Origin of the sequence: Aromatoleum evansii, assembly GCF_045689615.1 — a bacterium.
GTDB classification, from domain to species: domain Bacteria; phylum Pseudomonadota; class Gammaproteobacteria; order Burkholderiales; family Rhodocyclaceae; genus Aromatoleum; species Aromatoleum evansii.
The window spans coordinates 3608904-3629421 of sequence record NZ_CP141259.1; the positions used below are offsets into that span (position 1 = coordinate 3608904).

General features: G+C 68.1%; 20 protein-coding genes. 2 read left to right on the top strand and 18 right to left on the bottom strand.

Features of this window, described 5'->3' with window-relative positions:
* Positions 1-16 precede the first annotated feature (16 nt).
* From U5817_RS16895 to U5817_RS16925, 7 genes are all read right to left on the bottom strand, one after another.
* A complete protein-coding gene (locus U5817_RS16895; RefSeq protein WP_169128613.1) occupies positions 17-628 on the bottom strand; it encodes a ubiquinol-cytochrome c reductase iron-sulfur subunit in 612 nt (203 codons plus the stop codon).
* Between the two features lie 182 nt (positions 629-810).
* A complete protein-coding gene (locus U5817_RS16900) occupies positions 811-1695 on the bottom strand; it encodes an alpha/beta fold hydrolase (RefSeq protein WP_169128611.1) in 885 nt (294 codons plus the stop codon).
* On the bottom strand, positions 1696-2976 hold the full coding sequence (locus U5817_RS16905) for a TRAP transporter large permease (protein ID WP_169128609.1): 1281 nt from the start codon (positions 2974-2976) through the stop codon (positions 1696-1698).
* Positions 2973-3515 (bottom strand): TRAP transporter small permease, encoded by a 543-nt coding sequence (locus U5817_RS16910; RefSeq protein ID WP_169128607.1) that lies wholly within the window; start codon positions 3513-3515, stop codon positions 2973-2975. Before U5817_RS16910 ends, U5817_RS16905 begins: the two co-directional genes overlap by 4 nt.
* 15 nt (positions 3516-3530) lie before the next feature.
* The gene (locus U5817_RS16915) at positions 3531-4535 is read right to left on the bottom strand and encodes a TRAP transporter substrate-binding protein (RefSeq protein ID WP_169128605.1); all 1005 of its coding nucleotides are present in this window, start codon (positions 4533-4535) and stop codon (positions 3531-3533) included.
* 676 nt (positions 4536-5211) lie between these two features.
* Complete coding sequence (locus U5817_RS16920; RefSeq protein ID WP_169128603.1) at positions 5212-6180, bottom strand: AEC family transporter; 969 nt, start codon at positions 6178-6180, stop codon at positions 5212-5214.
* Positions 6181-6268: 88 nt separating this feature from the next.
* Positions 6269-7843 (bottom strand): class I adenylate-forming enzyme family protein, encoded by a 1575-nt coding sequence (locus U5817_RS16925; protein ID WP_169128601.1) that lies wholly within the window; start codon positions 7841-7843, stop codon positions 6269-6271.
* 188 nt (positions 7844-8031) lie between these two features.
* On the opposite strand from U5817_RS16925, the gene U5817_RS16930 reads away from it, so the two are divergent.
* Positions 8032-9765, top strand: a complete 1734-nt coding sequence (locus U5817_RS16930; protein ID WP_407278151.1) for a thiamine pyrophosphate-binding protein — start codon at positions 8032-8034, stop codon at positions 9763-9765.
* A gap of 52 nt (positions 9766-9817) precedes the next feature.
* Positions 9818-10507: a GntR family transcriptional regulator gene (locus tag U5817_RS16935; protein WP_169133015.1), complete on the top strand. Its 690-nt coding sequence runs from the start codon at positions 9818-9820 to the stop codon at positions 10505-10507.
* Between the two features lie 74 nt (positions 10508-10581).
* Here U5817_RS16935 and U5817_RS16940 read toward each other — a convergent pair whose 3' ends face one another.
* The 11 genes from U5817_RS16940 to U5817_RS16990 form a co-directional block, all read right to left on the bottom strand.
* Positions 10582-11394, bottom strand: a complete 813-nt coding sequence (locus U5817_RS16940; RefSeq protein ID WP_407278152.1) for an ABC transporter permease — start codon at positions 11392-11394, stop codon at positions 10582-10584.
* Between the two features lie 16 nt (positions 11395-11410).
* Entirely contained in the window at positions 11411-12592 is a 1182-nt protein-coding gene (locus tag U5817_RS16945; protein ID WP_407281093.1) for an ABC transporter substrate-binding protein, read from the bottom strand.
* Between the two features lie 16 nt (positions 12593-12608).
* Entirely contained in the window at positions 12609-13583 is a 975-nt protein-coding gene (locus U5817_RS16950) for a PQQ-dependent catabolism-associated beta-propeller protein (protein WP_407278153.1), read from the bottom strand.
* Positions 13584-13642: 59 nt separating this feature from the next.
* The gene (locus U5817_RS16955) at positions 13643-14425 is read right to left on the bottom strand and encodes an ABC transporter ATP-binding protein (protein WP_407278154.1); all 783 of its coding nucleotides are present in this window, start codon (positions 14423-14425) and stop codon (positions 13643-13645) included.
* A 4-nt stretch (positions 14426-14429) separates the two neighbouring features.
* A complete protein-coding gene (locus U5817_RS16960; protein ID WP_169132967.1) occupies positions 14430-15194 on the bottom strand; it encodes an ABC transporter ATP-binding protein in 765 nt (254 codons plus the stop codon).
* Positions 15195-15953: an ABC transporter permease gene (locus U5817_RS16965; RefSeq protein ID WP_407281094.1), complete on the bottom strand. Its 759-nt coding sequence runs from the start codon at positions 15951-15953 to the stop codon at positions 15195-15197.
* A gap of 182 nt (positions 15954-16135) precedes the next feature.
* Positions 16136-16813 carry a histidine phosphatase family protein gene (locus U5817_RS16970; protein WP_169132899.1) on the bottom strand — a complete coding sequence of 226 codons (678 nt, stop codon included), beginning with the start codon at positions 16811-16813 and terminating at the stop codon, positions 16136-16138.
* Positions 16810-17184: a DUF6285 domain-containing protein gene (locus U5817_RS16975; protein WP_169132900.1), complete on the bottom strand. Its 375-nt coding sequence runs from the start codon at positions 17182-17184 to the stop codon at positions 16810-16812. Before U5817_RS16975 ends, U5817_RS16970 begins: the two co-directional genes overlap by 4 nt.
* Positions 17184-18200, bottom strand: coding sequence for a phosphotransferase family protein (locus U5817_RS16980; protein WP_169132901.1), 1017 nt, complete (start codon positions 18198-18200; stop codon positions 17184-17186). The genes U5817_RS16975 and U5817_RS16980 overlap by 1 nt, the downstream gene beginning before the upstream one ends.
* Before the next feature lie 17 nt (positions 18201-18217).
* A complete protein-coding gene (locus U5817_RS16985) occupies positions 18218-19000 on the bottom strand; it encodes an SDR family NAD(P)-dependent oxidoreductase (protein ID WP_169132902.1) in 783 nt (260 codons plus the stop codon).
* On the bottom strand, positions 19000-20193 hold the full coding sequence (locus U5817_RS16990; protein ID WP_169132903.1) for an acyl-CoA dehydrogenase family protein: 1194 nt from the start codon (positions 20191-20193) through the stop codon (positions 19000-19002). The genes U5817_RS16985 and U5817_RS16990 overlap by 1 nt, the downstream gene beginning before the upstream one ends.
* Positions 20194-20518: the final 325 nt, after the last annotated feature.

The following is a 20518-nucleotide window of genomic DNA, read 5'->3' on the forward strand; positions in this document are numbered from 1 at the left end:
CAAAACCGGGGCGGGCTCAGGCCTGCGCGGTGAATCCGGGCGGAGTCGCGAACGGCCCCGCGATGACGAGCGTGTCGCCGTCGAGCTTCAGCGGCAGCACGGGGAGCGGACGCGGGGCAGGACCGCCGGCAACCGATCCGCGCTCGAGCGGACGAAACTTGGACGCGTGGCAGAAGCACGCGAACACCTTCTCGCTGGTCATGAAGGTCTTGATGTCGCAGCCCATGTGCGTACAGATCGCCGAGAACGCCAGCACGCCGCCGGCCGACAGCGCCTTGGTCTCGGCATCAAGGTCTTCTTCCTTGAAACGGAGCAGGACGACCTTGTTCAGGCGGGTCTCGGAACGAACCAGCTTCGATTCGGGGTGATAGGGGAATGCCAGCAGCGGTTTGCCGACTCGCAGGTCCGCGACCTTCAGCGGGGCGGGCTCACCTTCGGCATCTTCCTCGACCAACAGATCGCCGGTTGCGTGGCGCAGCGCTTCGGGCACCGTCTCGAGGGCATGGGCGCTACGCCCCTGAAGGCCCATTCCTGCAGCAAGTCCGACCGCGGCAATCTTGAAGATCTTGCGGCGTTCCGTATTGACAGGCGCAGGCGCTGCGCAACCACAAGCGACTTTCTCTTCCATTCGACTCGTCTCCATCGTTTGACCCCCTGCGCGATCCCTTGCGTGAGGATTCTTGTGGGTGATTCGTGTGTTGCACACTCTACAAATTCTGAATTCAGAGTGCAAGATGTTTTTGCGTTTTTTTGAATTCAGAATTCCCACATTATGAGCAAGGATAGGCGTTCGACGAGGTAGATGCGGCCTTAGCGGCCTTCCCTCAGGAATTGCAGGAGCGCGTCCAGCACCTGCTGCGGCGCCTCGCGCTGCGGAAAGTGTCCGACTCCGGGCAGCAGCCGGCGCACGTAGGGGCCGGTGAAGTACGACTCCTTGCCCGCCGACATGTCGGGATGATTGACCCCGTCCTCCTCGCCGTGCAGCACCAGCGTCGGGACCTGCAGCACGGGCGCGGGGCGCATCGCGGCCTCGTCGGCGTCGTAGCGGGGATCGCCCTCGGCGTGTCCCCAGCGGTGCCGGTAGGAGTGCAGCGTGACGTCCGGCCAGTCCTCGTTGTCGAACGCGGCGGCCGTCGTGTCGAATTCGTCCTGCGCATACCAGCCCGCAGGAGCCCAGGTGTCCCACATGATGCGGGCGAAGTCGCGCCGCTTCTCGCGGACCATGCGGTCGCCGCGCGGCGTCGCCATGAACCAGTGGTACCAGTAGTTGCGGGCCTGCTCGACGCTCAAGGGCTGAGAGGGATCATTGGTCCCGTAGCCGACCGACAGCATCGCGAGATGGCTCGCCACGCCCGGCCGCAGCCCGCAGGCGATGCCCGCCGCGCGTGCGCCCCAGTCGTGCCCGACCAGGGCCGGCTGCTCCAGGCCCAGCGCATCGATGAACTCGAGCAGGTCGCGCCCGAGCGCCGTGAGCTGGCCCGCGCGCGGCGTGTCCGCGTGCAGGAAGCGTGTCGGCGCGAAGCCGCGCAGCGCGGGCACGATGACGCGCCAGCCCGCTTCGGCCAATCCTGACGCGACCTCGGACCAGGTGCGGATGCTGTCCGGCCAGCCGTGCAGCAGCACGACCGAGCGGGTCGCGGCGGGGTTGAACTCCTCATAGCCGACACGCAGCAGGGAGGTGTCGATGGTCTTCATTCAAGGCTTCCACGGCAGGAACTCGTACCACAGCGCGATCTCCGGCACGTAGGTCACCAGGGCTAGGCACACCAGGCAGGCGCCGAGGAACCACGCCAGCTGGCGTATCAGCGGGATCAGCGGAATCTTGTTCACCAGTGCCGCGACATACAGGTTCGCAGCCAGCGGCGGCGTCAGCAGGCCGATCTCGATGTTGATGACGAGGATGATGCCGAAATGGATGGGGTCGATGCCGTACTGCACGGCCGCCGGGGCCAGCAGCGGGCCCATCAGCAGGGTCGCCGCGCTGGTCTCCATGAACATGCCGACCAGCAGCAGCACCAGGTTCGCGACGAGCAGGAACACCAGGGGGCTGTCGATGTAGCTCGTCGACAGCGCCGCGATCTGCTGCGGTATCTGCTGCAGGACCAGGCCGCGGTTGAAGACGGTCGTGAAGCCGATGATGAACATGATCGCGGCGCCGCTCGCCGCAGCCTTCACGAAGGCATCGCCGAGCTCCATCATCCGTACGCTGCGATTCAGGATCGCATAGAACAGCGCATACAGCGCCGCCACCGACGCCGCCTCCGTGGGCGTGAGGACTCCGGAATAGATGCCCCCGAGAACCAGGATGGGCATGAACAGCGCCGCGACGAGTCCGAATCTGCCGTTTCCGCCGGCGGAGGCCGACTCGGCGCTCGCATCGACGGCCAATTCGACGCCCCCTTGCAGCACGTGCCGCGCCCGCAGGGCATGCACGATCATGAAGGCCGCGGCGAACATGAGACCGGGGACCAGGGTCGCAAGGAACAGCGTCGTGATCGACACGCCGACCGCGGAGCCATACAGGATCAGGGGAATCGAAGGCGGCAGGAGCACGCCCAGCAGGCCCGCGGAGGCGTTCAACGCGCCGACGTAGCCCGGCTGGTAGCCGCGCTTGAGCATCTCCGGGCCGATGGCGCGGCCGATCGCGGCGACCGCCGCCACGGACGAGCCGGTGATCGCGCCCATGATGGCGCTGGCGAGGATCATCACATGGCCCATCGCGGCTTGCGACCAGCCGAACAGGCGCGTGCTGAAGCGCACCAGCTGGCGCGTGATGCCGCCACGCGACATCAGCTCGCCGCTCAGGATGAACAGGGGAATGGCGAGGAAGGGGTAATTCAGCAGCGCGTCGAGCGTCGTCTGCGCGACGAACTCGAGGGAAACGTTCCACTTGTCGGCCTGGACCAGGATCGCGAGCGAGAACGCGATGCCGACGGGGACGCCGACCAGCAGGAATATGAACAGCAGGGCGATCATCGGGCGGCCTCCGCTTCCGCATTCAGCGAATGCCCGGTGAGGATCGCCAGGATCTGCATCAACGCGTGGAAAATCATCAGCCCCATGCCGATCGGGAAGAACAGCGCGAGGATCCAGTAGGGCGTGTCGAGGTCGAGCATCTTGTCGCCGGTGAGGAGGAACTCATCGACGAGCACGACACCGCTGTATGCATAGATGGCCGCAAACGCGATCGTCGCCACGGCGACGGCGAAGTGACAGAAATTCTTCAGCCGCCGCGACGGCACCGCCTGCGCAAGCTCCACGGCGATGTGCGACCCGAGGTAGGTGCACATCGCGCCGCCGACCAGGGTCAGCGGAATCAAGGCCGCCAGGCCGAGTTCCCCGTAGTTCGGCCAGGACAGCTTCAGGTTGCGCGCGACCACCGTGAAGGCCGTCGCGAACAACATCACGAAGAGCGAGGCGCCGCAGATGGCCTTTTCGACCGAATAGACCACGTGCTCCACTCTTCTCGTCCTGCGGAACCAGGTGGAACCCTTGCCTGGGGAACTCGATTTCATGGCGACCTCCGGGACTTACTTCGCTGCGACGAGCTTTCTGAGCTCGGCGATGCGCTTCTCGCCGTACACCGGCGTCATCTCGGCCCACACCTTCTCGCCCAGCGCGCGGAACTGCGCGATCTCCTGCGCGGTCGGTTCGTGGATCTCGATGCCGGCCTTGCGCAGCTCATCCAGCGCGACCTTGGAATTCGCGCGGTTGCGCTTCACCTGCCACTCGCCGACTTCCTTGCCGATGCTCTGCAGCAGCTCCTGGTCGGCCGGGGACAGCTTGCCCAGCGCGCGCTGGCTCGCCGTGATCGTCGACATCACGTAGGAGTGGTTGAGCAGCGTGACGTGCTTCTGTGCCTCGTAGAAGCGCGCCTGCTTGATGAGGATGACACCGTTCTCCTGGCCGTCGACGGTGCCCTGCTGCAGCGCCGTGAAGAGCTCCGGGAAGGGCATGATGACGACCTGGCTACCGGCCTTCTCGAAGAACATCTTCAGCGACTGCGAGGGGACGACGCGCAGCTTGAGGCCCTTGAGGTCATCGACCGTCTTCACCGGGCGCTTCGAGTTCGAGATCGCGCGGAAGTCGTTCTCGAAGTAGCCCAGGATCTTCATGCGATTGCGCTCGATCGTCTCGCGCAGCGTCTGGCGGAGGATGTTGTCCTCGCCGTAGTAGATGCGATCCGCATCCGCATAACTCGTCGCGATGAAGGGCAGGATGTGGAAGTCGAACAGCGGGTCCATGCCCACCATCGAGTTCGGGTTCACGAAGCCCATCTCGATCGTGCCGCGCACCAGCTCGCGCCCGATCGCCTCGTCGCCGCCGAGCTGGCCGGACGGGAAAACGGCGATCTTGATGCGGCCGTTGCTGCGCTCCGCGGCGAGCTTCGCGAACATGTTCGCGGCCTCACCCACCGAGCTCTGCTCGGGGAACACGTGGGCCAGGCGCCAGCTCACGTCCTGCGCGGCGGCCGTCAGCGACGTGAGGGCCAGCGCTGCGGCACCGGCGACAGAGAGAAGCAGTTTCTTCAGCATTGATGTCTCCAGATTTTCACTTCTTCGATGAATCCAATCGGCCATTGCCTATGGGATGCTTGCCACCCGGCTTGTCCCGGCGAGCCCCGAACTGGAAGGGGTGACGATCAGCACCCGGCGCTGAACGCGGCGCGGGCGCAATGTCGACCAGCCCCAGGAGCCGGTGCCAAGCCAGGGTTTCCCCGCCACTGGCGGGACGACGGGCGATTTGTACGGGTGTTGCGACAGCTGTCCCGGCAAGGACGAAGGGCATTGGGTACCCATCGCTCGACCGGCGGACACGAACAGGTATCGTGCCCGGCCGTGCCGGGACGCGTCGCTCAGCTCGGTATCGACGCTCGCGCGAGAACCGATCGCTGGGGAATGTGCGCGGCAAGGGCCACGCGGGAGGGCTTGCGTTTCATTCGAGTCGTCTCCATCGGTTCGACTCCCTGCCCAGGGTTTGCGCGGGAGTTCTTCTGATTGGTATCGTGGATACACTCTACAAATTCTGAATTCAGAGTGCAATAAATTTTCTAAATTTTTTGAATTCAGAACTCCACAATGCCCGTAAGGCTTTCGGCAGCCCCCGCAGAAGCGGGCCCGGCGGTGGGACGATCAGCCGGGAAAATCGGGCCGGGCGACCCGCCAGGAAAGCGCCACCGGGGCCGGCGCGATCCTCGATCTCCTGCCTGCCCTACTCTACCAGCAGCGCAACGGCGGCAGAGAAGGTCAGGAAGGCGCACGCGGTCGTCAGCAGGACGATCCGCGCAACCCGTCCAGTATCGGCCCCGAAGCGCTCGGTGAGCATCGGCACGTTGCTCGCGCTGGGCAATGCCGCGACGAGCACGAGCACGGTCAGCGTGAAGGGGTCCAGCGGCAGGCCCAGCCACATCGCGAGCGTGCCGACGCCGAAGATCAGCGCCGGGTGCACGATCAGCTTGTAGAGCACGACCAGCGGCACGTCGCCGACACCGCGCCGCGCCGGGTGCTGCGCCTGCACGGACATCTGCGAGCGCGCGAGCACCGCGCCGATGGTGAACAGCGCCGTCGGCGAGCCGGCATCGGCCAGCATCTCGACCACGCGCATCAGCGGCTTCCACGGCAGGAAGCCGGTCGCCGACGACAGCCCGCCGAGCATGATCGCCCAGGGGAGCGGATTCACCAGCACGCTCTTCAAGGCATTCACGGCAGCCCGCCGCGCCCCGCCCGCATTAGCGGCGCTCAGGCGCGACAGCGCGATGCACAGCGAAGAGGTGATGACCATGTCGACGGCCAGCGGCACCATCGCCGGCGCGGCCGCGCGGGCGCCGAGCAGCGACACCAGCAGCGGCATGCCCATGAAGCCCGAGTTGGGGAAGGCGGCGACGAGCGCGCCGAAGGAGGCATCGTTCCAGCCGATGGCGCCCTTCTTCGTCGTGACGATGGTCAGCGCCACCATCACCAGCGCGCACACCACCCAGAGCGCGAAAGCGCCCACGTCGAGGAGCTTCACGATCGGCGTGCCGGCGGCGAAGCGGTACAGCATGCACGGCAGTGCGAAGTACAGCACGAAGGTATTCAGGCCCGGGATCGCCTCCAGCGGCAGCATACGGCGGCGCCCGGCGAGATAGCCGCACAGCACCAGCGCAAAGAAGGGGAAGGTCACCAGCAGGATCTGTTGCATGCACGCTCTCTTGTCGGGATCGCCTCCTCACCGCGAGGCCGGGAAATCGGTGGGGCGGCGCTCCATGCGGACCGCCGCCCTCGCCCCGTCAGGCCGAAAGGGCCTCGGGGGGAACGAGACGCTGGCGCAGCACGCGGTGCAGGATCTTGCCCGTCGCGGTGCGCGGCATCTCGGAGTCCGCGATGAATACCACCGATCGCGGACATTTGAAACCCGCCAGGCGCTCCCGGCACCACGCCTGCATCTCCTCGGCGTCGGCGCTCTGGCCGTCGTGCAGCACGATCACCGCCTGCACGGTCTCGCCCCACTTGTCGTGCGGGATGCCGATCACGGCGACGTCCTTGATCTTGGGATGGCCACCGAGCACGCCTTCGACTTCCGACGGGTAGATGTTCTCGCCGCCGCTGATGATCATGTTGCTCTTGCGATCGACCAGCCAGATGTAGCCGTCCTCGTCGCGGCGCGCCATGTCGCCCACCGAGCACCATTCGCCGCGGAAGGCCTCGGCGGTCTTCTCGGGGTTCTTCCAGTAGCCGTCGAACACGTAGGACGTGCGCGAGAAGAGCTCGCCCACCTCGCCGTCCGGCACTTCCTGCCCGTTCTCGTCGAGCATGCGGATCGCGCCGCTGCCCGCCCATTCGCGACCGACCGAGCCGAGCTTGACGATCTGCTCCTCCGGCCGCAGCAGCGTGACCCAGCCGGCCTCGGTCGAACCGTAGAGCTCATACAGCCTGCCGTTGGAGAAGTATTCGAGGATCGCGAGCTTGGTGTCCTTGCGCGCGGGCGCGGACGAGATCATCAGCTTGCCGACGCTGCTCACGTCGTAGCGCTTCTTCACCTCTTCGGACAGCGCGAGGACCATGATGTAGTGCGTGGGCACCAGCGACGTGAAGGTGACCTTTTCCTGCGCGAGCGTCGCGACGAGGCCTTCCGGATCGAAGCTGCGGCGGTCGTCGACGATGCAGGTCGCGCCGATGTGGATGAAGGTCGTGCCGAAGTACAGCGAGTTCGCGTGGCACATCGGCATCACCAGCAGCCCGGTATCCTCGCGCGTGAAGCCCATCTCCAGCGCTGTCGCCAGAGCGATCAGCGTGCTGCCGGCGTGGGCGCGGATCGCCCCCTTGGGCTTGCCCGTCGTGCCCGAGGTGTAGAGCAGCGCGCACATCTCTTCCGGATTCACGCGCGGGAACTCCACCGTGGCGCTCGCCCGCGCGACGAGGTCCTCATAGGCGATCCAGCCCTCCCCCGCGGGCCCCTCGCCACCCATGACGACGCAGCGACCCCGCAGCGCGCCCAGTTCTGCGCCGATCGAATCGACCGTCTCGACGAACTCGGAGCCGGCGATCAGCGCCCCGGCCTCGCAATTGCCGAGGATGTAGGCGATCTCGGGCGCGGTCAGGCGGAAGTTGAGCGGCACCGCGACCAGCCCGGCGCGCGCCAGGCCGACGTAGATCTCCATCCACTCGACGCAGTTGTAGGCCAGCACCGCCACGCGGTCGCCCCGCCCCAGGCCCAGCCCGAGCATCCCCGCCGCGAGCCGGCTCGCGCGTTCGTCCCACTGCGCGTAGGTCAGCGAACGCTTCGAATCGCGTGTGCCGAGCTTGTCCGGCGTCAGCCTGGCGTGGGTCGAAACGGCGTCTGAAATGGTCAGTAGGTGGCTCATGGCGGTGTCTCCTTTGGGGTTTCATCGTGTTCTGAATTCTGAACACCGAAGATTTTATGGACTTCTGAATTCAGAATGCGATAGGATTCTAAGCGAAACGACGCCTTTTGCAACACCGCCTTGCACCGTCCCCACCCGCCCCCCCACCCCAAGGTAGCGGCGCAGGCACGAACAACAGGAGGAGACACATGAGCACCATGGCAATTTCGGAGCAGTCGTCGGCGGCGGTCATCGCGCGCTTTCTCAGGCAGCGCGGCGTCAAGCGCGTCTATGCCCTGTGCGGCGGCCATATCATGCCGATCTGGATGCGGCTGGACGCCGAAGGCATCCAGATCGTGGACGTGCGCGACGAACGCGCGGCGGTGTACATGGCCCACGCCGAAGCCCAGCTGAACGGCGGCTTCGGCGTCGCCCTGGTCACCGCAGGTCCCGGCGTCACCAACGCGATGACCGGCATCGCCAATGCCCACGTCGCCCGCGTGCCGGTGCTGGTGCTGTCGGGCCTGCCGCCACAGGCGCAGGAAAACCGCGGCGCGCTGCAGGACGTGGTCCACATCGATTTTGTGCGCCCCATCACCCGCTACGCGCGCACCGTGCGCCAGCCCGAGCTGGTGCTGCAGGAACTCGACGAGGCGGTGGCGCGCGCCGTCGGCCAGGGCGGAGAGCCGGGCCCGGTGTATCTCGACTTCCCCGTCGACACGCTGCGCGGCGAAGTGCCGCAGGCCATCCAGATGCCCGAGCACTTCGCGCCAAAGCCCATGCCGAAGCAGGCCCCCGACGCCGGTGCCGTGCAGGCCGCGGTCGAGCTGCTATGGTCGGCCAAGCGCCCGCTCGTGATCTCCGGCCGCGGCGCGCAGGGCGCCGGGCCCGCGCTGTGCGAGTTGCTGTCGCGCCTGCAGGCGGCCTACCTCGATACGGGCGAGAGCCGCGGCCTGGTTCCGGAAGACCATCCCTCGGTCGTCGCAGCGATGCGCGGCTCGGTGATGGGCCAGGCGGACCTGGTGATCACCGTCGGCCGGCGCCTGGACTTCCAGCTCGCTTACGGCTCTCCCGCCGTCTTCGGCGACGCCAAGTTCCTGCGTATCGCGGACTGCGCCGCCGAGCTGCGCGACAACCGTCGCGGCTCGGTCGAAGTGATGGCGACGCCCGCACTCGCGCTGGACGCGATCCTGAAAGCCGCCGGCGACCGCGTCCCCGCAACCGACGTCGAATGGACGCGCGCCCTGCGCGCGAAGCACTGCGAACGCGCAGAAAAGCTCGTGCAGTCGATGCGCAACGCGCCGGCAGGCAGCGACGGCCTGATGCATCCCAACCGCCTCGTCTCCGCGCTGCGTGACGCGCTGCCGGAGGACGCGGTCGTTGTCGCGGACGGCGGCGACTTCCTGAGCTTCGCACGCGTCGGCCTGCCCGCGACGACCTATCTCGACCCCGGTTCGCTGGGCTGCATCGGCGTGGGCACCCCGTTCGGCGTCGCCGCGAGCCTGGCCTGCCCCGACCGCACCGTCGTGGTTGCGACCGGCGACGGCGCCTTCGGCTTCAACGCGATGGAGCTCGACACCGCAGCGCGGCACAAAGCGCCCGTCCTTGTTGTCGTAGCGAATAACGGCTCCTGGGCGATCGAGGTGCGCGACCAGCAGGAAACGCACGGCAAAGTCGTCGGAACCCGGCTACAGTTCGCCGATCACGCCGCGATGGCTCGCGCATTCGGAATGCACGCAGAACGCGTCGAAAAGGCGGAAGATCTGCCTGCTGCGATCCAGCGCGCGCTCGCGAACCGCCCGGCCCTGCTCGACGTGCTCGTGACGCCGGATGCCGCATCGTCCGACGCCAAGTCCGGCCTCGCCTGGGTGCCCGACCTGCAGCCGCTGGCGGCGTGGAACGACGCGGAACGACGCTGGCGCGACGGCAAGGCCGCAGAGTAGATCCTGGTCGGCTCTAGCTTGAGCTCCCACTGACGCGATAGAGTTATGCACCATGAAAATCCTTGAAACCCAACCCAAGCTCGTCGAGCAAGTCCATAAGGCGATCCTCGAGGAAATTTCGGGCGGCAGGCTGCGCCCGGGCTCGCGGATCATTCAGGAGCAGATCGCCAAGGAACTGGGGGTCTCACGCCAGCCCGTCCAGCAGGCCCTGGCGCTGCTGCGCAACCAGGGCGTGCTGCGCGACGCGCCCGGCCGCGGCCTGCTCGTCGCCCCGCTCGATGTGCGGTACGTGCGCAACATGTACGACATGCGCGCCGTGATCGAGGGCCTGGCATGTCGCCGGGCCGCCGAACTCAACGCCAAGCAGGCGAAGGCCAAGGGGCCCGCGCTCATCCGCGCCGGCCGCAAGGCGGTGGCGGCGGGCTCGTACAACGAAATGATCGCGGCGGACATGGCCTTCCACCACTTCATCTACGCGATGTCGGAGAATCCCTTCGTCGCGCCGGCGATGGAGGCGCACTGGACGAACACGCAGCGCGTGATGGGCGAAGTGCTGACCAACGAGGAACAGCCGCGCAACGTCTGGGGCCAGCACGAAGCCATCCTCGAAGCGATCGCGGCCGGCGACGCGCAGAAGGCGGAGGAACTCGGCCGCCAGCACATCTCGCAGGCGGCGGACTTCATGATCGCGCGTCTTCAGGAAAGCGGCGCGACGACGGAAGACGACTCGATCACGGCGTAAGCTGGCAATCCTCCAACAGGGCAGGCCGCGAAATCGGTCTGCTTTTTTTTACGTCCCGCTGCCGGCGCCGCAACTCAAGCAGGCTTGCCCCCCGCCCGCCTGAGCATCCCACGTTGCGGATCGTAGCCGCGCACCGCGAGGACGAAGAACACCGCCAAGCAGCCCGCGACGATCGCGAGCGAGGTGGCGGCGAACTGGCCGTAGAGCGCGAAGCGGATCGCCTCGACCGCGTGCGTGAAGGGGTTCCACTGCGCCACCGCATGCACGACGGCCGCACCTGACTCCTCGAGCTTCCACAGCGGATACAGCGCGGGCGAGACGAAGAACATCGGGAAGATCACGAAGTTCATCGTGCCGGCGAAGTTCTCCAGCTGGCGCACCTGCACCGACAGCAGCAGCCCCAGCGCGCCCAGCATCATGCCCGCGAGCACGATCACCGGCAGGGCGGTGAGCCAGCCCGACCACGGCACCTCGACGCCGAAGAGCCATGCGATCACGAGAAAGACGTAGGCTTGCAGCACCGACAGCAGGGTGCCGGCAAGGAGCTTGGCGAAGAGCAGATACCCGCGCGGCAGCGGCGCGGTGAGCAGCAGCCGCATCATCCCCATCTCGCGGTCGTACACCATCGCGAGCGAGGACTGCATGCCGTTGAAGAGCAGCACCATGCCCAGCAGGCCCGGCACGATGTAGACCTGGTACGGGATGTAGGTGTCGTAGGGCGGGATGATCGATACGCCGAAGACGTTCTGGAAGCCGGCGGCGAAGACGACGAGCCACAAGAGCGGGCGCACGAGGGCCGAGGCGAAGCGCCCGCCCTGGCGCACGAACTTGGCGAGCTCGCGGCCGGTGATCGCCTGCAGCGCGAGCCATGCGTGGGAGAGTCTCATGGGCAGCGATTCCGGTTCAGAACGCGCAGCGGCTGTCGCGCTGGTCGAAGCCGAGGGTGTCGAGGTTGTTGGTCGGGTGCAGGAAGCCCGCGATCGGGGCGCGCTCGATCACGGCGTTGTGGGTCGCGAGCAGGATGGGCTGGCGCAGCTGGTTGTCCCACGGGCGGAAGCCCAGGCGGTTGCCCTTGAAGCCGTCGAGCGTGATCTCCTCGCCCTTGAGGTATTTCGCGACCGTGGCGAAGGGAGCGTTCTGCGTGCGCACGACCGCCTCGACGACCGCTTTCACCGCGATCCACGCGGCCCAGTCGGGGTCGGCCATCTTGCGCCCGGCGTGCTTTTCCAGGCGACTGTTGAGTTGCGGCGCACCGTGGCGCTCCCACGCCCACGACCAGGCCGCCGCGGCGAGGCCTTCGCTGCCCACCACCGGGCGCGCGCGCACCGTGCGGTAGGGGACGCTGCGCGCGAACTCGCCGTCCGTGTCGGCGACGAAGACGGCGTCGTGATCACTGCCGGCGGTGAGCAGCGCGACGTTGCCCTGGTCGCGCTGGCGCGGGTCGTTGGAGAGCACGAAGGGGCGACGCTCGACGAGCTTCACGCCGAAGCGCTTCGCGGCACGGTCGAAGGCGTCCGCCATGAGCTTGTCCTCGGGGCGCGGGCCTTCGAGCATGAGGACGTTCCTCCACTTCTTCGACACCAGGTACTGCGCCAGCGCGTCCATGCGCATCGCGTCGTTGGGCAGGGTGTGCAGGAGGTTCGGCTGGCACTGCGCCTGGCGCAGCGCATCGTCGGGTGCGGAAACGTTGAAGAGCAGCAGCTCCCTCCCCCGCACCGCCTTCGCGACCTCGGCCACCACCGCACCGGGGGCATCGAGCAGGAAATAGCGCACGCCTTCCTTGTTGAGTTTGTCGATCGCTGCTGCGAGCGCCTTGGCGTCGGCGCCCGTGACGCGTTCGAGCGCGAACTCGGCGCCCACCGCCTGGCCGACGAAGCGCGCTTCACGCAGCGCGACCTCGGCGCCGGCGAAGGGGCGCCCGAGGGGCTGGGCGAGGCCGCGGAAGAAGAGCTTCGTCTCGTCGTAGCGCGCATCGCTCTCCAGCTCGAGGTGAGCGAGGCGCACGCTGGTGGCGGCAAAGGCCGAGGCGGTCAAGGCGAGCGCGGTGACGCCGAGGCTCACCCGCAGGAGTCGTCCAAAGTTCATGCGCATGGGGCCGCCCTCAATCGTCGATCACCACCGTGTGCGGCACGCGCCCGACCGGCACCGAACGCAGCACCTTGCGGCTCTTGGTGTCGACGATGGAGATGTCGTCCGAAAGACCGTTGGCGACGAACAGGAGGCTGCCGTCGCGATTGAGCGTCGCGCCCCAGGCGCGGTTGCCCACCAGCACGTAATCCTCGACCTTGCGGCTGGCAACGTTCACCACTGCGATGTGATTGGCGCGCCCGAGCGTGACATATGCAGTCTTGCCGTCGCCCGTCATCGCGATGCCCACCGGAGTGACGTCGTCGGCACGAAAGCCCTTGGGCGTGAAGGCGATCGTGGCCTTCACGGCGTGGGTCGCGCCGTCGAGGATGCTGACCTTCCCGCCGAGCTCGGAGGTGACCCACACCTCGGCGCCGTCCGGCGTCATCGCGAAGCGGCGCGGGCGGTTGGCAACGACGACGTTGGCGACGATCTTGTGCGTCGCGGTGTCGATGACGTGCACCATGTTGGCGACTTCGGAGGTCGCATACACGCGCTTGCCGTCCGGCGACAGGCGCACGCCCTCGGGCTCCTCGCCGACCTCGATGCGCGCGACGGCCTTCTTCGTCGCGACGTCGATCACCGACACCTGCGCGTCCTCCTCGTTGGAGACGTAAAGGCGCTTGCCGTCGGGCGAGAGGTCGAACATTTCGGGATCCTCGCCGACGGGGATGCTGTGCGCCACCTTGAGCTGCGCGATGTCGATGACGTCGACACGGTTGGCCTTGCTGGCGATCACATAGAGCTGGCTGCGGTCGGGCGCGAGACGCATGTCGCGCGGGCGCTGGCCGGTGGCGATGGTCTTGACGACCTGCCAGCTCTTGCTGTCGAGCACGGTCACGGCGTGGTCGTTCTCGCTGCTGACGAAGACGTAGCCGGTGCCTTTGGCGGCGGCGGCGCCCGCGGCGAGCGTGAGGACGCAGGCGGCGATGAGTCGGGGGCGGAACATCAGGCGGGGCTCCTCTCGGGGTCGGATTTTCAATGTCGGTTCTTATGTCGGGAAGGTGTTCAGTCGCTGCGCTCGTCGCCGGTCATCGCCAGGAAGGCCGCAGCGAGAGTCGTCGCGCCCGCCTGTGCGGCGAGCGCCGCGGGCGGCCCTTCGGCGAGGATCTGGCCGCGGTGCAGCACGACGACGCGGTCGGCCGCTTCGGCCTCGTCGACGAGGTGGGTCGCCCACAGCACGGCCACCCCACGGTCGCGCAGTGCGAGCACTTCGTCGAGGAGTTGGCGGCGCGAGGCGGGGTCGAGGCCGACGGTGGCCTCGTCCATGAGCAGCACCGCGGGCTCGTGCACGAGGGCGCGCGCAAGCTCGACCTTGCGCCGGTTGCCGCCGGAGAGTTCGCGCACGGGGTCGCCTGCGCGCTCGGTGAGGCCGAGGCGGGCCAGCGCGTCGGCGACGCGTTCGCGTGCGTGGCGCCCGCCGAGACCGTGCAGCGCGGCGTGGAACTTGAGGTTCGCGGCGACGCCCAGGTCGAGGTCGAGCGTGCTCTGCTGGAACACCACGCCCAGGTGCGCGAGCGCCGCGACCGGCGCCTTGCGGATGTCGTGGCCGCACACGACGAGCCGCCCGGAGTCGGCATTGAAGAGGCCGGTCAGGAGCTGGAACAGCGTGCTCTTGCCCGCACCGTTGGGGCCCAGCAGCGCGACGAACTCGCCGCGGCGCACGGCGAGCGTGACGCCGCGCAGGGCTTCCCGCGCGCCGTAGGCCTTGCGCACGTCGGCGAGCTCGAGCGCGGCGCCCGCCTGCGTCGCATTGCGGGTCATGGGGGAGACGTCGACGGCCGTGTTCATGCGTTCATTCATCCTGGGTCTCGTGCGGGTCGCTGGTGAGCCCGGCGAGGAGCTCGGGGTGCCGGGCAAGAAGCTCGGCGTGCAGCGCCTGCACGGCAGCACCATCGGGGGCGCGCGGACGTGCGAGCGTGAGGGGGAGTTCGAGCACGACACGCCCGGGGGCGGCCGAGAGGAAGCAGATGCGGTCGGCGAGCGCGAGCGCTTCGCGCAGGTCGTGGGTGACGAAGAGCACGGTCGCGCGCGAGCGCTGCCACTGTTCGACCAGCATCGCGCGCAGGCGGTTGGCGGTGGGCACGTCGAGCGAGACGAAGGGCTCGTCCATGAGGAGCAGCTTCGGTTCGATGACGAAGGCGCGCGCGAGCGCGACGCGCCGCTGCATGCCGCCGGACAGCCGCCCGGGGTAGGCGTCGAGCACGTCGGCGAGGCCCATCGCGACGAGGAGTTCGCGCGCGCGCTGGCGCGCCGCGGGGCTCGCGTCGGTGACGAGGAGGACGTTCTCGAGCACGGTGAGCCAGGGCATCAGGCGCGGCTCCTGGAACATGAAGCCGATGTCGTGGGCGCTGTCGGCGCCGGCCAGGCGCACGCGGCCCTCGACATCGCGGTCGAGGCCGCCGACGACGTTGAGCAGCGTGCTCTTGCCGCAGCCCGAGGGGCCGACGACGCACACGAACTCGCCGGGGGCGGCCGTGAGGTGCAGTCCCGCGAGCGCGAGGTGCGGGGCGCCGGCGCGGTCGGGGTAGGTCTTGCGGTCGATGGCGATGTCGAGCATTCAGCTTCTCCAGCGCGTGAGCCGCCGCTCGAGCGGGCGCAGGCCGGCCGCTTCGACGACGAGCACGACGGCGGCGAACACGAGCGTGTAGGCGAGGATGCCAGCGATGTCGAAGAGCTGGAAGAACAGGTTGAGTTGGAAGCCGACACCGTTGCTGCGCCCGAGAAGCTCGACGACGAGGACGATCTTCCAGATGAGCGACAGCCCCGAGCGCGCCGCTGCCATCAGGTAAGGATAGAGCTGGGGCAGATAGACGTGGGTGAAGGTGCGCAGCCGCGGCAGCCGGTAGGCGTGGGCGACCTGCATCAGGCGGGCATCGATGGCGCGCGCGCCTTCGCGCACGGTGACGACGACGGTGGGGATCTTGTTCACGGCGACGGCGACGATGGCGGCCGCGTCGTTGAGGCCGAACCACACGTAGCACAGGATGATGGTCACCAGCGCCGGGATGTTGAGCCCGAGCACGAGCCAGCCGTCGAGCAGCGCATCGAGCCGGCGCCAGCGTCCCATGGCGATGCCGATCGCGGCACCGATCGCCATCGCCAGCCCGAAGGCGACGGCCACGCGCGCGAGGGTGATGGCCAGATGGGTGGGGAGCGCGAGCGAGGCGGTCTCCGCGGCGATGCGCGCGAACACCGTGGCCGGCGGGGGCAGCGTGGAACTGGCGAAGAGCGCTGCTGCGAGCTGCCACAGCACAAGGAAGGCGGCGAGCGACACCGCGCGCAGCCACCCTTCGCCCTGCGGGCCGCGGCGTTTCATCGCTCGCCTGAGCGGCGCGGCCGGCAGCGGCCAGGCGGGCACAAACCGTCGCAGCATTGATGCATCTCCATCGTTCTTGTCCCGACGCCAACCATCCGAGAGCATTCCCGCAAGACACCGCGAACGCGCGACGAATTCGAAACTGGACGCCGAAGACGCGCCGCTCCGCTCGCGGCAGGAAGTCAGATGGGAGACGTCAGCTCACGTTTCAGGTGTGCGGAGCCGTTGAAAGTGCGCAGGCCGACGCGCCCCTTCGAAAACACGATCTCGGTGGTGGATGCGTTGTTGATCACGCGGACGAGCGCGCACCACTGCGTATCGGGCAGGCCGAGAACGTCGCAGACGGCGGCGGCGATGACGCCCCCCGAGGTCACCGCCAGAATCTGCTGGCCGGAGGGAGCGCCGGGAGCGGCGACGACGTCCTGCATCCACTGGCGCACGCCTCGTCGGAACTCACCGTAGGACGCCCGTCCGGCGATGTCGACTTCGCCGCGGGACCACGCCTCGTATGCAGCCTCATAGCAGCGCAACTGCTCGGCGCGCGAAGGGGCCCCGGGCCCGCTCATCGGACGGCCGAACAGCAGGCTGGCCGCATCGAGCACTTCCTCGCCCTCGGCAAATTCGTCGAGCCCGGGCACGAGCTGGGCTTCCCGGCCGGTTCCGGCGCCCGACAGCAGCTGTGCCGCGGTCTCCACGTGCCGCTGGCGCGGCCCGTGCCATACGGTGGCGAGCGCGTCGCCACGCTCGCGCATCCAGGCCCCGGTCGCCCGAGCCTGGGCCACCCCGACCTCGGACAGCACGTCGTAGCGTGTCTCGCCGAACGCCGCCTGGCCGTGCCGCATGAAGAGCAGAATGCTCATCGCGGCTCCCCGGGGAGCACCTTGGGATTGCTTTCCGCCAGCCGCCTGCGGCCGGCCGCGCGCAGATGGGCGAACAGTGCGGCGCGTTGCGGTGCGCCGGGGTCGCCTGCCCCCGCGCGCAGCAGCCGCGCGAGCTGGCGGTTGCCTTCCGCCGGGCTTGCCTTCGAGTCGTCGAGCAGCTCGCGCAGTTCGGCGAGCTCCTGCACTTCGGGCGCATCGCCGTTACGCAGCTGGCGCTCGGCGATCGACATCGCATTCATCACCATCAGCAGCGCGTACTTGCGGTCGGCCGGCAGCGCCGGCAGCACATCGTCGCGCAGGATCTGGCGCGCGGTGGCCAGCAGCGCATCGCCCTTCGGTTGCTCGCGCATCAGTCGTTCTCCGTCATGTTGAGGATTTCCCATTCGAGCTCGGGGACGATATGGCCGGTCAGTGCCAACATGAGCGAATTCTCCTCGCCCGAACAGTGCCGCTCCGCCTGCTGGACCGCAATCACCGCCCATCCTGTGTGCGCCATGACTTCCCAGTATCGCACCGCGTCGCGATCCACGCGCCGCCCGGACTCCCTTTCATAGCCGCGATAGAAGTCCTCGCGTGCGCCGACGCCGCCGGCCTCCTCCGCGAAATTGCCGAAGCGCCAGCATTTGGCGCACAGCCAGCCGAGGTCCTCGTGCGGATCGCTCCAGCTGGCGAACTCCCAGTCCAGGATGCCGGTGAGGCCGTTTTCGTCGACCATGTAGTTGCCGGTGCGGTAGTCGCCATGGCACAGCGTGACGAGCCCGCGCGCCGGCGCGTGGCGCTCGAGCCAGCGCAGCCCCCATTCCAGCGCGGGGTAGGCCGTGTGGTGGCCATCGAGGAAGGCGCGATGCTGCGCCACGCGGTGCAGCGCGGGCGAATCCTCGTACTGCGGCAGGAAATCGAGCGCGGCTTGCGGCGGGCGCACCGAGTGGATGCGGGCCAGCTCGCGGCCGAGCTGTTCGGCCAACTGCACGCGGTCGCCACCGAGGCGGCGATCCTTGACCAGGACATGCGCGGCGGCCGTACCGCCGATGCGCCGCATCAGGAAGAAGGGCCGTCCGAACACCTCCTTGTCCTCGCACAGCCACAGGGGCTCGGGCACCCGCACGCCCGCATCGAACACCGTCTTCAGCAGCGCGAATTCGTGCGAGCGCCCGTGGCTGATCGCCACCCCTGCCGTCGGCGAGTCGCAGCGCAGCACGCATTCCAGCCGACCGGCGCGCGGCCCGCCTTCGATCTCCAGATCGACGAGCCAGTTTTCCTGCACCGCCCCGCCGGACAACAGCTTCGACCCGACGATCGCCACCGACGAGGCACCGGCCGAGGTCGCGATGAAGCGTTCGACCGCCTTGCGTGAAATTTCTTCCATTTGTCCTTCCACCATGCTCAAAGTCCGCCCACCAGGTGAGCGCGATCGACCGCCACGCAGGCCCCCGACATCGCTGCGCCGGCATCGGAAGCGAGCAGCAGCAAGGGGCCGTCGAGGTCCGACAGCTCGCAAAAGCGCCGGCTGGGGATGCGCATTCGCAGCTTGTCGCCCGCCTCGCTCGTGAGGAAATCCCGGTTCAGGTCCGTGATCACGTAGCCCGGCATCAGCGCGTTGACGCGGATGCCGTGGCGCGCGAGTTCGAGTGCCATCGCCTTGGTCGCCTGCAGCACGCCGGCCTTCGAGATCGTGTAGGGCGCGACGCCGCCGCCCACGCGCTCGCCGAGGATCGAGGCGATGTTCACGATGCTGCCGCCCTTGCCCGCATCGACCATGCGACGGGCCGCCTCGGTCGCGACGAGGAAGCAGCCCTTGAGGTTGGGGTCCATGACATTGTCCCAGTCGGCCCCGGTCTGCTGCAGCAGGGGCTTCGTGATCGTCTGGCCGGCGTTGTTGATGACGACGTCAGGCACGCCGGCCCCGGCCGCTGCCGCGTCGAACGCGGCTCTGACGCTCGCCGCGTCCGTCACGTCCATCGACACGGCCTGCGCCCGCCCACCCGCGGCCTCGATCTCGCCGACGAGCTCCTGCAGCTTATCTGCGCGGCGCGCGGTGACGACGACCTGTGCCCCGGCGCGTGCGAGCAGCGCGGCGAAGTGCCGCCCCAGGCCGCTGGAGGCCCCGGTGACGAGCGCCACCTTGCCCTCGAGCGCGAACAGCCCGCCGAGATAGTCCTTGTCCATCAGCGCTGCTCCTGCGGCTTCACGCTCGCATCGCCACGGCCGGCGACGATCTTCTTGCCCATGCTGAAGCGGTGCACCTCGCTCGGGCCGTCATAGACGCGGAAGGCCCGCATGTCGGAGAAGATGCGCGCGACGATGGTCTCGTGGGTGACGCCCTGCCCGCCCAGTATCTGCACGCTGCGATCGACGATGCGCCATTCGGCCTCCGAGCACGCGACCTTCGCGCGGCTCGACTCGAAGTTGCAGCGCTCGCCCTGGTCGAGCAGCCACGCGGTATGCCAGATGTGCAGGCGCGCGGTCTGCAGGTCGATCTCGTTGTCGGCGAGCATGAAGCTCACGCCTTCGTGCTCGCCGAGCGTGCGGCCAAAGGCCTGGCGGCTGCGCGCGTGCGCCAGCGCCGCGTCGTGGGCGCGGCGTGCCTGGCCCAGCCAGCGCATGCAGTGCGTCAGGCGTGCCGGCGCGAGGCGGACCTGCGCGTAGCGGAAGCCCTTGCCCAGCTCGCCCAGCACGTCGGTCGCCGGCACGCGCAGGTTGTTGAAGCGCAGCACGCCATGCCCGCCCGTGAAGCAGGTGTCGAGCGCGTCCATCGTGCGCACGTGCTCGATGCCCGGCTGGTCCATGTCGGACAGGAACATCGTCGCCGAGCCGTCCTCCATCTTCGCCATGATGATCGCGAACGAGGCCCCTTCGGCGCCGGTGATGAACCACTTCGTGCCGTTGATGACGTACTCGTCGCCATCGCGCACCGCGGTCGTCGCGAGCATCGAGGGATCCGCGCCGGCGCCCGGCGGGGGCTCGGTCATCGCGAATGCGGAGCGCGTCTTGCCCTGCACCAGCGGGCGCAGCCAGCGCTCCTTCTGCGCCTCCGAGGCCACGACTTCCATCAGGTGGATGTTGCCTTCGTCGGGTGCGTGGATGTTCAGCGCCGTCGGCCCCAGCGTCGAATAGCCGGCCTCCTCGAACACCACCGCCTTCTCGACGTGCGACAGGCCCAGGCCGCCCATCTCGCGTGAGGCGTGGGGCGTCAGCAAGCCCGCTGCACGTGCCTTGGCGACCAGTTCGTTGCGCAGGTCCTCGCTCGGACCATGGACCGTCTGGCGCGCATCCTTCTCGAGCGGAATCACCTCGTCCGCGATGAATCGGCGCACTCGCAGCTGCAGTTCCTGCAGCGCCGGGCTTAGGGAGAAATCCATACCTGCTCCTTTGCGTTTTTGGATCTGTATTCGGGCCGGCGCCGGCAGTGATCACCCACCGCCGCCAGCATCCTTGCTGGGCGGAATCGTCCAGGTCTGCGCGCCAATCGCGGACAGCAGCGCGACGCGGCCACGCGGCTTCGCGCCCCGTTCCTTCATCCCGGGAAACAGGACCGGCGCGACCGCGCCGTTGCGCCCGCGAGGGTCGCGACCGCCACGAATTGTCGGTGGGTGAAGCCGACCATGCTTATCTCCTCCGTTATGACTCGGCAGGCAGCGGGTGCCCGAACCGGATCAGGTGGCAATGCCTGCGTGCGATATCCTG